Origin of the sequence: Microcystis sp. M090S1 (assembly GCF_020246295.1) — a bacterium.
Lineage (GTDB): Bacteria > Cyanobacteriota > Cyanobacteriia > Cyanobacteriales > Microcystaceae > Microcystis > Microcystis aeruginosa.
Genome location: NZ_JADBTF010000183.1, coordinates 1 through 13,700, shown reverse-complemented (window position 1 = coordinate 13,700; position 13,700 = coordinate 1). Strand labels below are relative to the sequence as shown.

Genomic DNA, 13,700 nt, shown 5'->3' with positions numbered 1-13,700 from the left:
AACCGCTTAAGCAAATTTGTTAGTCAATCTCCTTTTCTTCAGTACCTAAGCCAAGTTAATTATACCTCTTAGTAAACCTCTGGTCAAAGTGAAAGAGAGCCTAAACAGTAATCAGTGATCAGTAAACAGTAAGTAGGGAGGCACAATTATTTGTAGGATGGGTTAGCGGTAGCGTAATCCATGGGTGTGTTGGGTTTCATGCTTCAACCCAACCTACGTTCTGATAACTGATAACTGATAACTGTCTCGACTAGCAAATTAATTTTGCAGGAATACTTATATTTAAAGGCGCTAAATTATTTTGAAATCTCGCTCTAGTTATTGGAACCTCATTCCCTATCTCCGTCCCCAAACCCAAACAATTATTTTGGCGTTTATCTGTACGATCGGATTTACGGTATTTTGGCCGATTTTAGCTTGGTTAGCCGGACAAATGGCCAGATATATCGGTGAGGGAAATGTGCAAGCATTGGCGACACTTTCGGGGGTGGGGGCAGTGGTTTTTTTACTGCGGGGAATGTCTCAGTATGGGCAAGATTCCCTGATGGCAAAAGCTTCTTTAAAAATTGCTCTCGAATTAAGAAAAAAAGTTTATGCACACCTGCAAACCCTCGGCTTAAATTACTTTGAAACTGCGAAAACTGGTGATTTATCCTATCGTTTAACGGAAGATATTGATCGCATTGGGGAAGTAATTAACAAATTTTTCCATGATTTTATTCCCTCAGCCTTACAGTTAATTGTCGTCTTTGCCTATATGTTTATTGTTAACTGGCAATTGACGATCGCTGTCATTATTATCGCTCCTTTGTTGGGAGTTTTGGTGGGATTTTTTGGTGAAAAATTATTACAATATGCTCGTCGCGCCCAAGCGAAAATATCTAATCTTTCTGCGTTATTAACCGAAGTTTTTAGCGGTATTCGTGTGGTGCAAGCTTTCGCTGCTGAAGATTATCAAACCGAGCTTTTTGCCCAAGAAGCGGAGGAAAATCGCCGCGCTCAATACCTATCAGAATCCACCAAAGCTTTACAATACGTCGTGGTGGGATTCTTACAAGCTCTCGGTGTCATCTTTTTATTCTTTCTCGCTGGTTGGCAAATTTCCCAAAAGAATTTAACTGGAATTGACTTTGTTAGTTATGTGGCAGCGGTGGCAATGTTAATCGATCCCATCGCCCATATTACCAGTAATTATAATCAATTTAAACAGGGTCAAGCCTCCATGGATCGGATTTTTGAATTGTTAGCTATTTTGCCAACAATTACCGAAAAACCGAATGCGATCAATCTGCAACCCCATAGCAAAGAAGTTGAATATTGTCAAGTAAATTTTTCTTACAATGAGGACAGACAGGTTTTAAAAAATATTAATTTTACTGCACACGCTGGGGAAATGATTGCTTTAGTGGGAGCATCGGGAGCGGGAAAAACCACTTTAGTTAATCTTTTATTGCGTTTTTATGACCCCACTGCCGGCAAGATTTTAATCGATGGGGTGGATATTCGTGATGTGACTTTAAAAAGTCTCCGGCGACAAATTGGCGTAGTTTTGCAGGAAAATATTCTCTTTTCTGGCACTATAGCCCAAAATATCGCTTTTGGCCAGGTAGATTTTAATCTGCAAGAGGTAGAAAAAGCGGCAAAAATTGCCAACGCTCATCAATTTATCGGTGAACTTTCTCAGGGTTACTATACCTATGTGGGAGAAAGGGGTGTTAATTTATCGGGTGGACAAAGACAAAGAATCGCCATCGCGCGAGCGGTTTTATCTAATCCGAGAATTTTAATCTTAGATGAAGCGACTTCCGCGCTCGATTCGGAATCGGAAGCTTTAGTGCAGGAAGCTTTAGAAAGAATTATGACGGAGCGCACAGTATTTGTTATTGCTCACCGATTAGCAACTGTCAGAAAAGCTAACCGTATTTTAGTCTTAGAAAAGGGTGAAATTATCGAGGTGGGTAATCACGAGGAGTTATTAAATCTTAATGGTCGTTACGCTCAATTTCATGCTAGACAATTTCAAGATTAGTCTATTTGGCGTTAAGAGTTGGGCATTATTTCTGATTTTATCACTCAAGCCAAGTTTTTGGGGGGTTCTACCCCCCAAACCCCTAGGGTTGATTCAAGGTAGGGTTGATTCAAGGTAGGGTTGATTCAAGGTAGGGTTGATTCATGAATCAACCCTACCCGTCGGGGGACGAAGTGCCTCCCCCAAACCCCGCAGCCCAACTACTTAGGGTTTTTTTCGGGGAATTCCTCGCAAGGCTAAAACATCATCGAGGGTGGAACAATAGTTTTTTAAACCAAAATCGGCAGCAGTATAGGTTTTAATGTGGGTGAAGTGGCGATAATTCATGGCAAAACGGTCCCATGCTTCCATCTGCAAGTTAAAAACTTTGATAAAAAAGTTAGCAATGGTTAAAGATAAAGGAATGCGAAAGTAGATTTTTTTGTTTAAATAAGTACAGATTTCCTCCACTGCTTGGTTAGCTGTTGTGCGTTGATTGCCTAGAACAATTTTGCTTTCTGGTGCGGGATTTTCGATTAAATAATTCACCACTTGAGCTATATCTTTGGCATGGATAAAATGAAAACTGCCATCAGCTTGAAACCAACGCACTAAACCGATATATTTCAACACATCCGGTAAACCGCCATAGATATGAGAATAGGGTTTATTTTCGTCACCACCTAAGACAAAAGTGGGGTATAAAGTGATAATTTTATTGGCAATTTCTAGGTGAGCAAATTTACTATAACAAATATATTTAGTGCGGATATAATTAGTTCCTATTTCCCCAGCTTCGGGCAAAGGTTGATTATTTTGATTGAGAATGCTGGCGGTAGAAAAGTAGAGGACTTTCTCGCAGATTTGAGCATCTAAATAACTAATTAATTCTAGGGTTTTTACCACATTAATCTGATAACTTTCCTCCTCTCCTCCCCAACTGGTAGCGATTAAAATCGCCCTATTCATTGTTTTTAAAAGATCGGCATATACCCCAATATTTTCCATATCGCCTAAAAGTATATGAACATTTGATCGCCCTTGGTAAGTAAATTTTAACTTGTCTGGATTACGAACTAAAAAATATAATTCATAGTCGGGATTTTCCAGTAAAATCTCAGCGATATAATGCCCAATACAGCCACTCACACCCGTTAGGAATATTTTTTTCATTATTTTAATTGATCCGGCAGAATTTAGGGGACAGTTTGAAAGTAAAAAGTAAAAATGGTGTTGGGGTTTTAGGGTTTTAGGGTTTTAGGGTTTTAGTTGAATTCCCCCATTCCCCCATTTCCCCATTTCCCCATCCCCTGTTCCCTGTTCCCTAGTCCTGATAACTAAATTGTTTAGCGGTTTCAAAGAAGAAACGCACGTTATCTTCAGGAGTTCCCACCAAAACACCATGACCTAAATTAAGAATATGACCTTGATTACCTGCTTTACGAATAGTATCAATAATCCGCTCGCGAATAAAAGACTGGGAACCGAATAAAACCCCCGGATCGATATTACCTTGAACCATCATCGATTTACCTAAACGCTGTCTCGCTTCGGCCAGATCCACAGTCCAATCGACGCTAATAATATCAACCCCCGATTTACCCATTCTTTCCAAAACGCCGGCGCTGCCACTAATGTAGAGAATTAACGGTGTATCGGGATGGGTTTCTTTCACCAAACGAACTACTTTTTGTTGATAGGGTAAGGCAAAAACATCGTAATCTTGGGGAGTTAATTGACCCGCCCAAGAGTCGAACATTTGTACCACTTGCGCCCCACAATCGATTTGATAACGGACATAGGTGGCAATCATATCCGCTAATTTATCTAAAAATTGGTGCAGTACCGAGGGTTCCGAAAAAGCCATCCCTTTAATCACAGAATAACTTTTAGAACCTTTCCCTTCCACTGCGTATGCTGCTAAAGTCCAAGGCGCTCCGACAAAACCGAGGACAGTGGATTTGTTTCCCACCTCTTGACGTAGGGTTTTTAAAATCGTTTTGATAAAAGGTAAAGACTGATCGGGATCGAGGGGATTAAGTTGGTCCACCTGCGCTTGAGTACGAATGGGAGAATCGATAATCGGCCCCTTACTTTCGATAATATCAAAGGGAATACCGATTCCCGCTAGGGGAGTGAGGATATCGGAGAACATGATCACCCCATCCGGTTGAAAAGCGCGCCAGGGTTGCAGAGAGATTTCGATCGCTAAATCGGCATTTTCCGATCTTTCCCGAAAACTGGGGTATTTATCCCGCAATTCCCGATAAATCTGCATATAACGTCCTGCTTGTCTCATCATCCACACGGGAGGACGGGGTAAGATTTCTCCTTTGGCAGCGCGTAATAAATAAGGTATTTCAGGGGAGTCAGTCATATCACGATGATTATTCTATTGCCTTTTCTACGGTATCATCCCCCGTACAGCTAATTTTTCTAGTTTTTCCTTAAGAATTGTTAACGAAAGTTATCCCTCTTTGCATTGAAACTGGGTACTGGAAATTGTAGTACAATCTTTTGGGTTGAGACAGGGTGTAGAGTGTAGGCTATAGGGATAAGTTGATAAAATCTATGGCGGATTCAAAAATTCAATCTTACCGAGATTTAAGAGTTTGGCAGGAGGCCGTAAATTTAGCTGAAAGTTGCTATCGTCTCACTAAAACTTTTCCCAAAGAAGAGCTTTATGGGATGACAACACAGATTCGCCGAGCTTCGGTGTCAATAGCAGCGAATATTGCCGAGGGGTATGGACGCAAAACCAGGGGAGAATACATCCAATTTTTGTACATAGCTCAAGGTTCTCTCAAAGAGTTGGAGACTCATTGGTTAATCTCTCAAAGAGTTGAACTAGCTTCCCCTCAGAGCGTCAATCCTATTCTTAATCAATGTGAATCAGTAGGCCGACTCCTGCTAACTTTGATTCGCGCTCTTGAAAATAAATAACCCCCACACCCTACACCCCACACCCTACACCCCACACCCTACACCCTACACCCCACACCCTACACCCTGCTCCCCACCCTGGGATGAACTCGACGCAATCGTAAAGCATTCGTCACCACGGAAAGGGAACTTAAAGCCATGGCAGCACCGGCAATAATCGGATTGAGCAGAAAAGGATAGAGGACTCCGGCAGCGATGGGAATGGCAATCAGGTTATAAATAAAAGCAAAAAAGAGATTTTCTTTGATATTTCGCATTGTTGCCCGACTTAACTCAATAGCAGTCACAATTCCCTCTAAATCTCCCGAAATTAAGGTTATATCGCTCGCGGCGATCGCTACATCGGTCCCCGTGCCAATGGCAATACCTAAGTCCGCTTGCGCCAATGCGATCGCATCATTGATGCCATCTCCAACCATGGCGACTATTTTCCCTTTTTTCTGCAAATATTCGATTTTTTCGGCTTTTTGTTGGGGACGGAGTGCGGCAAAAAAGCGCCGGATACCCAACTCGCTGGCGATCGCTTCTGCGGTTTCGAGGTTGTCCCCCGTCATCATCATCACCTCTAAGCCCATTTTTTTGAGCTTGGCGACCACTGAAGAAGAAAAAGGTTTTAAAACGTCGGAAATGGCAATCAACCCCTCTAAATGCCCGTTAACCGCTATCCAAGCCACGGTTTTTTTCTGCCATTCCCAATCGTGGGCGACTTTTTTAAGAACTTTTGTTTCAACCCCTTGACGTTCTAACCATTGTTGTGTACCGATTTGCACTAAATCCGACCCGACTTTTCCCTGCACTCCTGACCCAGTTATTGAGTCAAATTCGGTTACTTCTAGGGTTTTAATGGCGTTTAACCGCCCATATTTAACTATTGCTTCTCCTAACGGGTGTTCAGAATGATTCTCCACCGATACGACTAACTGCAGCAGCGATAATTCCCGTCCATCCCCCACCCCCTCGCGAGTCAAGAAGTCCGTCACCGTTGGTTTACCCTGGGTGAGAGTTCCGGTTTTATCTAGAACAATAGTAGTAATGCCCTGGGCTAATTCTAAACTTTCGGCATTTTTAATTAAAATTCCCTGTTTTGCTCCCTGTCCTGTTCCCACCATAATCGAGGTGGGTGTAGCTAATCCTAGCGCACAGGGACAGGCGATAATTAAGACTTCCACCATTGTAATCAAAGCGAGGGTGAGATTACCCGTGCGGAGAATCCAAAACAAGAAAGTTATTACCGCAATAATCATCACCACTGGCACAAAATAAGCGGTCACTCGATCGACTAATCTTTGTATAGGTGCTTTTGATGCTTGCGCGGTTTGCACTAATCGGACAATCTGAGCTAAAACCGTATCTTTTCCCACCCGTAACGCTTGCATTTGTAGGCTACCAGTTTTATTAATTGTCGCACCGATTACCTGTTGATTGACGGTTTTTCGCACGGGTAAACTTTCCCCCGTCACCATCGATTCATCAATGCTAGAACTGCCTTGGATAATTATGCCATCGACGGGAATTTTTTCTCCCGGACGCACTAAAATTATATCTCCTACTTTCACCTCTTCGATCGGTAGATCTAGCGTCTGTTCTTCCCTAATCACCCTAGCAGTTTTTGCCTGTAATCTCATTAATTGTTTAATAGCGGCGGCCGTTTCTTTTCTGGCACGTTTTTCGAGGAAACGACCGAGTAAAATCAGAGTAATGACGATAGCTGATGCTTCGTAATAGACATGGGAATCAAACCCCTGTTTTTCGATAAAATCGCTCCCGAAGGTTGAAAACAAGGAATAAAAATAGGCGGCACTGGTTCCCAAAACTACTAAAGTGTCCATGGTGGCGGTGCGATTTTTAAAGGCTTTCCAAGCATTTTTATAAAAACTTTGACCACACCAAAATTGGACGGGAGTAGCGAGAATTAATTGGAATAAGGGATCGTGTAACCAGTGGGGAATAAAAGATAGAGATAAACCCGTCATCATCGGCAAAGAACCGATAAAAAGTATAATACTAATAACAATAGCGATCGATAGTTTGGTGAGAAGTTCTTTTTCTGGCCTGGATTCGAGATTAATTTCCGTTATCGGTGTAGCTTGGAAACCGGCATCCCTAACTTTTGCTTGAATAGTGTTAATATCGGTACGCTTGGGATCATAGTCCACATCCACCTGTTCCATGCCAAAATTAACTTGACATCGAATCACTCCGGGGATAGATTTAATTATCCGTTCGATCGAATCAGCACAACCAGCGCAACTCATCCCGGCAAGTTTAAGAGTTTGATGGGTCATAATTTTAATAGCAGCGGAAGTCAGCAAGAAAATCCCCTGCAGCAGAGTTATATCTTTAGCATAAAATATTCCCCTAGCTGCAGGGTCAAGAATCCTCTGTTAATTTTTCTGAATAGATATGAAGAAATGTCAAAAAGAGTGCTTGTATTTTCCTAACACACCCTTAGTTTTTATGGACAAATTTCAATTAGGGCTTGCTGAATAAATCTAAAAACCTTGTTGGGTAAGACTTTTAGACTTTTTGTCAATCAAAAAGTACCGGATATGCGAGTGATCGGGGGGAAAATTCCTGGACTTTTTCCCTGAAAATTAGGTAATTGACCCCCTCAAAATCGGTAAAACCCTACACCCCACACCCCACACCCCACACCCCACACCCTGCCCCCAGGAAAAACTTTTTGCCGCAAACCCTAATTAACCCCACTCTGTTGCGTATCTTGACCCTGCAAAGCATCGGCAGCGGAAACACCATCACCCTGAAAACCAAAATACCATAAAGTAGCGGCAGCTTCAGCGCGAGTTACTGGTCTTTTTGGCTGAAATAGGGTAGTAAAACCAAAAACTCGCCGAATATTGGCTTGTTCGGCATTTTGAAAATCGGCATAAAGAGCGCGCACCAGCTGCGGGTTAATTTTATTAGTATCCTGAAAACCCCAAGTATTTTTAATCGCATCAAGATTGGCGCTCGGTAAAGCTTTTCTAATATCTAATGGCACTTTCCACGCGATTAAATCTTCCCGGGTTAAAGGAGCATTGGGACGGAATAAAAGGGCGCTACTATCTCCCGTTAAAGGAGAGGGAATTAACCCCGCTTCCGCTAATCCTTGAATATAAATATAATCGGGATCGTTATTTTTAACATCACTAAAAGCTGGGGAACTATTGGGAGTAGCTAAACGGATTTGTTTACCCGCTACATTGGCATAAATGGCATTATTAGCCTGTAACAACCAGCGGGCAAATTCTCGGCGCTTTATTGTATCATTAGGGTTAAACTGATTGTTATTACCTGTTAATACTCCTAATCTAGCTAAGTCTTGAATGTGGCTCTTTAAGGGATTAGGTAAGGATTCGAGATCGTTAAAACTGGTGGGATTGAGATTGGGTAAGGGGGAAGAAATAGGGGAGGGACTAGGGGAAGCAATCGGGGTTCCCGTTGGACGATAATCGAGGCTATATTCGGTATTGGGAGAAGTGGCAGTTATGGTGATAGTTAATTCTAAATTATCTCGACGGGCTGTCAAGGTACTATTGACTCCTTCCCCAGAAAAGGGAGTGATAATTTCCCAATTATTATTAACTAATTCCTGTTGATAAAAAGCCTCGATCGCATTGCTGGGATCGTTGGATTGCCAACGGGTTTGTCCACCAGTATTATCAGGATTTGTCTGCACGGATAATAATTCTGATTGACTATATCGAGGAATTTCTGCGGGAAAATTTGCGGGTAATTGCTTGTTATTAGGAGAGTTTTCTGGTATGGGAGTTGTTTGTAGATTAGGATCGGCAGCCAGACGATTTTCTAGGACAGGATTGCCACTACAGGCTGCTAAAATGCCCAGCAGGGTGATCATTGTACTGTAGCGAATAAACTTACTCACGGTCTTTACCAATATTGTTTCCTTAGCTTTATCCTAGCTTATTTATCCAGGGTTTTGACTAGGAAAAATTCTGCGCCACCATTGACGTAATTTCCCCAGCAGAAATCCTCCTAACCCTTTTGTGTATTTTTCAAATTTGTAGTAAAATAAAATGTCGATTATATCCTGGGTGGCAAGATACTTGAGATAGGATACTCCTTGATCGATACGCGCATCACTATATTCTAAATAAACTTTGCGACTGAGGCGATCGGATAAATTCCATTTGGGTTGAAAATATTCTTGCATCCTCTGTTGATAAGCGGCAAAATTACTCGATTTTCCCTGTAAATATTCTTCCATGTATTGACAAGCAATTTCGGCTCCTTTCATAGCATGGCGAATACCTTCCCCTCCTAAAAAGTTAACCGTAGAAACCGCATCACCAATCGCTATAATATTCGGTTCTTGATAATAAATATCTTGCAGATTGAGCGAATATTCTAAAATAGAACCATGGCTGTCAATTATATCATATTTAGAGAGATTCATGTAGGTTTGAATAATTTGTGTAATATAACTTTTTAAAGGCTTAACTTCAGAAATATAAGGATGTTCTCCCTCTAACCAAGCAGCTCCTATTTTTAATTGCTGATTATCCATAGGAAAAATCCAACTATAACCTTTAGGACTCCATTTATGACCGAGAAAAAAAACTAAATTATCTTGATACTTTTGATAATCTAATTCTGGCACAGCAATTAAATATTCAATGCCCACTGCTTTTAAAAAATCAGGTTTTTCTCGTCTGTGTTTATACATAACTGCTCTAGCGTATCCCGTGGCATCAACCAATAAACGAGTATTAACTGTTTCGATTTCCTCGCCTTTTGATTTCAAGAAAACAGTTAGCTTATCCTCCATCTGTTGATATTTCAGATAACGACAACCTAAACGAACTTCTCCCCCCCAACGCAGCACTTCTGCGGCTAAAAACTCTCGCAATTTGGCAAAATCAAAAACTACCCCTAAAGGTTGCGGTGATGACCAAAAATGATGTATGCTAGTGGAGATAATTTCGATATTTTTCCAAAACCTAGCCACTACGGTTTCGGGGAGATTGAATTGTTCTAAAATTTCTAGGGGAGAAGCGGCACTAGAAAAGTTATTATCTTGCCAACTAGAATGTTGTTCCACCAAAAGAACACGATAACCTTTTTCACTTAATAATCTACCACAGTGACCTCCCGCCGGTCCCCCCCCAATAATTACGACATCATAATCCATGATTTACGCCCTCGCCTAATCTTGCTAACTTGCTTTTATTTTACCCTAAATTGCCCTCTGTTAAACCCCAAACTTATGAAGCTGTTGTGCATCTAAATTTGATAAGTAGCTGGTTATAATTAAATTAAAAATGGATTTTAGGTTCGATCCCTCCTGCCCCCCTTAATAAGGGGGGTGCCGATAGGCGGGGGGATCCCCCTTAATAAGGGGGGTGCCGATAGGCGGGGGGATCCCCCCTGCCCCCCTTGATAAGGGGGGTGTCTGACAACTTTTAACACCTACCTACTTACTCTTTTTGACCTGTTCCCTATTCCCTCATCAAAAGGCCGACTAGCTTATGACATTTTTCTTATTATTAGTTACTTTTTTATCGCTGATAATTTGGTTATATTTAATCTTAGCTAGGGGACAATTTTGGCTATCTAACCAAAAAATTAATTCTGTCACTTCTCCCTTAACAAATTATCCAAAAGTCTCGGCAATTATCCCAGCGCGAAACGAAGCCGACGTTTTACCTATCAGTTTAACCTCCCTCTTTAACCAAGATTATCAAGGAGAATTTTCGATTGTTTTAATTGACGATCAAAGCAGTGATGGTACGGGAAAAGTTGCTCAAGAAATTGCCGATAAATATCATAAATCTGGACAAATAACTATTATTTCTGGACAACCTTTAGAGATAGGATGGACGGGTAAATTATGGGCAATGAAACAGGGAATAACAGAGGCTACCGAGAAATTTGCACCCGATTATTTTCTCTTCACCGATGCCGATATTGCCCACGCAGCAGATAATTTAACCCAATTAGTTACTAAAGCAGTACAGGAAAAACAAGCTTTAGTTTCCCTGATGGTGTTGCTACGCTGTGACAGTTTTTGGGAAAAATTTCTTATTCCTGCCTTCGTTTTTTTCTTCGAGAAACTCTATCCTTTTGCCCTAGTTAATAATCCTAATTCCCCGATAGCAGCCGCCGCTGGGGGTTGCATTTTAATTCGCCGAGATATCCTAGAAAAAATTGGCGGTATTGAGATTCTTAAACAAGCTTTAATTGATGATTGTTCCTTGGCGATTGCGGTTAAAAAATATCTGCAAAATCACCCAGAAAATAACGAGAGTTCCATCTGGTTAGGATTAACAGAAAGCACCTATAGTCTCCGTCCCTATCCCGATTTAGCCAGCATTTGGAATATGGTAGCCCGCACCGCCTTCACACAACTAAATTACTCAACACTTTGGTTAATCGGCACAATTTTCGGGATGTTTTTAACCTATTTAGCCGCCCCCTTGGGTTTAATCTGGGGATTAGTCTTAAAAGAAACATCAATTATTATAATTAGCACCGTCACTTTATTACTAATCGCCCTTTCCTATAGCCCGACTTTAAGACTATATAAATTATCCCCCCTGCGGGCTTTAACTTTACCCCTAATTGCCCTCTTTTATAGTTTAATGACCGTCGATTCTGCCCTGCGTTATTGGCGCGGCCAAGGGGGAGGTTGGAAAGGGCGAGTTTATCCTAATTAGGGATTGCTGAATAATGGTAAAAAGCTTTTAAAATAGGGCTTTTGACCTGTTAAAATCTGATGTTAGTGCAAGAAAATAGTAATTGAAAAAGTCCAGTAGGGTGCGCCCTTCGATAGCGTAACGCACCAAATAAATTAATGATAGATAAGAACTATTGCAAATTAATTATATGTTATAATGAAGTTAAATTAATGATAGGTGTGGTGCGTTACGACGGATTGTTAGATTTAAGTTTAAGCAGAGATTATCGCCGTCTAACGCACCCTACTGGACTGTTTCAACTAAAATAGGGCAATAGATTTCGGCTTAAAATCTTAGATTATAGAATTTATAGCATTTTTCTAATACACCAAATTAGCTGAAACAATCCACTACGTTTTACTGGGAAAGAACCCCAGCCGGGGAGGTAAATGTAAAGATTTGTTAAATTGTAGCTTGTAATACAGTTTTTCCGGGGGGGGGGTAGAGTGAACATTGGTTATTATGAACAACAAATAGGAGGATTAAGCCATGATGTTTTACGACACTTTTCACGACACTTACCACGGCACAAGTTCCGCAGACTACTGCAACTATACGGGAAGAAAACAACTTATTGCGTATGGTTATGGTGGCAATGATACCATCTACGGTAATGCCAACAATGATATTATTAGCGGTGGCAACGGCAACGATTATCTGTATGGACAATTGGGAAATGATACCTTATCGGGAGGGGATGGCAACGATTATTTAGATGGAGGAACTAGCAATGACGATTTATATGGACAATGGGGAAATGATACCTTATGGGGAGGGGATGGCAACGATTATTTAGATGGAGAAACTGGCAATGACAGTTTATATGGACAATGGGGAAATGATACCTTACGGGGAGGGGATGGCAACGATTATTTAGATGGAGGAACTAGCAATGACTATTTATATGGACAATGGGGAAATGATACCTTATGGGGAGGGGATGGCAACGATTATTTAGATGGAGAAACTGGCAATGACAGTTTATATGGAGACTCGGGAAATGATACCTTACGAGGGGGATCAGGGAATGATTATCTAAGTGGTGGTATTGGTGATGATCTCTTAACCGGCTCTACATCTCTAACTTATAACAACAATCAGTATGATACCTTAGTTGGAGGGTCTGGATGGGACGTTTTTGTACTAAGCTAAACGGCACTTAACCTGCATGATCCAATAGCTATAACCCTTTTGGAGTCTATATCGGTGATCCGAAGTAAAAGCCGTTTAGCTTAGGTGAAAGTCTTGGTAACTATTATCAAGGTAGTGGTTATGCTCTTATTGTTGACATCGACTGGCTAGACCGTATTCAAATTAAGTGGAGTTCTTCACTTCGCCTATCGAGGGAAAATTGGGCTGGTACTTCTGCTTTAGATACAGCCATCTATCAAGGAGGTGACTTAATTGGAGTCGTTCAAGATAACACCAGCATTTCGTTGGTCCATGTTGATTTTCAATTTGTTTAGTAGTAGGGTGCGCTCTTCGATAGCGTAACGCACCAAGTTAAATTAATGATAGATGTGGTGCGTTACGACGGATTGTTAGATTTAAGTTTAAGCAGAGATTGTCGCCGTCTAACGCACTACGTTTTACTTGCAACGCACCAAATAAATTAATGATAGGTGTGGTGCGTTACGACGGATTGTTAGATTTAAGTTTAAGCAGAAATTGTCGCCGTCTAACGCACCCCACGTTTTACCATTTGGGGATGGGGAGTGAGTGCGATTATCTGTAGTGCGATCATGGATTTTAAGCTATAATCAAAGATGTTGATTTATCCCATGAAGTAACAATGTTATCGATTAATCTAGTAACGCACCAAATAAATTAATGATAGATGTGGTGCGTTACGACGGATTGTTAGATTTAAGTTTAAGCAGAAATTGTCGCCGTCTAACGCACCCTACATTTTACCATTTGGGGATGGGGAGTGAGTGCGATTATCTGTAGTGCGATCATGGATTTTAAGCTATAATCAAAGATGTTGATTTATCCCATGAAGTTTTTAGTTTGGTGCGTTAGCGATAGCGTAACGCACCAAACAAATTAAT

The 13,700-nt window shown here is 41.1% G+C and carries 9 protein-coding genes; 4 read left to right on the top strand and 5 right to left on the bottom strand.

Going from position 1 to position 13,700, the window contains the following annotated elements; genetic code table 11:
- Window positions 1-301: 301 nt before the first annotated feature.
- Window positions 302-2,029, top strand: coding sequence for an ABC transporter ATP-binding protein (locus tag IM477_RS08320; protein WP_287731321.1), 1,728 nt, complete (start codon window positions 302-304; stop codon window positions 2,027-2,029).
- Window positions 2,030-2,233: 204 nt separating this feature from the next.
- Here the strand turns inward: IM477_RS08320 and IM477_RS08315 are convergent, their stop codons facing one another.
- Complete coding sequence (locus IM477_RS08315) at window positions 2,234-3,181, bottom strand: NAD-dependent epimerase/dehydratase family protein (RefSeq protein WP_287731320.1); 948 nt, start codon at window positions 3,179-3,181, stop codon at window positions 2,234-2,236.
- A 151-nt stretch (window positions 3,182-3,332) separates the two neighbouring features.
- A complete protein-coding gene (gene hemE, locus IM477_RS08310) occupies window positions 3,333-4,385 on the bottom strand; it encodes a uroporphyrinogen decarboxylase (RefSeq protein ID WP_069474777.1) in 1,053 nt (350 codons plus the stop codon).
- A 194-nt stretch (window positions 4,386-4,579) separates the two neighbouring features.
- On the opposite strand from hemE, the gene IM477_RS08305 reads away from it, so the two are divergent.
- Window positions 4,580-4,951, top strand: coding sequence for a four helix bundle protein (locus IM477_RS08305; protein ID WP_002784626.1), 372 nt, complete (start codon window positions 4,580-4,582; stop codon window positions 4,949-4,951).
- A gap of 59 nt (window positions 4,952-5,010) precedes the next feature.
- On the opposite strand, the gene IM477_RS08300 is transcribed toward IM477_RS08305, so the two are convergent.
- The 3 genes from IM477_RS08300 to IM477_RS08290 all read right to left on the bottom strand — a co-directional run bounded on the left by IM477_RS08300 (window position 5,011) and on the right by IM477_RS08290 (window position 10,103).
- Window positions 5,011-7,236 carry a heavy metal translocating P-type ATPase gene (locus IM477_RS08300; protein ID WP_287731348.1) on the bottom strand — a complete coding sequence of 742 codons (2,226 nt, stop codon included), beginning with the start codon at window positions 7,234-7,236 and terminating at the stop codon, window positions 5,011-5,013.
- 410 nt (window positions 7,237-7,646) lie between these two features.
- Window positions 7,647-8,849 carry an S-layer homology domain-containing protein gene (locus tag IM477_RS08295; RefSeq protein ID WP_287731319.1) on the bottom strand — a complete coding sequence of 401 codons (1,203 nt, stop codon included), beginning with the start codon at window positions 8,847-8,849 and terminating at the stop codon, window positions 7,647-7,649.
- Window positions 8,850-8,879: 30 nt separating this feature from the next.
- Window positions 8,880-10,103, bottom strand: coding sequence for an NAD(P)/FAD-dependent oxidoreductase (locus tag IM477_RS08290; RefSeq protein ID WP_287731318.1), 1,224 nt, complete (start codon window positions 10,101-10,103; stop codon window positions 8,880-8,882).
- 337 nt (window positions 10,104-10,440) lie between these two features.
- Between IM477_RS08290 and IM477_RS08285 the strand changes: the two genes are divergently transcribed.
- On the top strand, window positions 10,441-11,628 hold the full coding sequence (locus tag IM477_RS08285; RefSeq protein ID WP_287731317.1) for a glycosyltransferase: 1,188 nt from the start codon (window positions 10,441-10,443) through the stop codon (window positions 11,626-11,628).
- Between the two features lie 510 nt (window positions 11,629-12,138).
- The gene (locus tag IM477_RS08280; protein ID WP_287731316.1) at window positions 12,139-12,801 is read left to right on the top strand and encodes a calcium-binding protein; all 663 of its coding nucleotides are present in this window, start codon (window positions 12,139-12,141) and stop codon (window positions 12,799-12,801) included.
- Window positions 12,802-13,700: the final 899 nt, after the last annotated feature.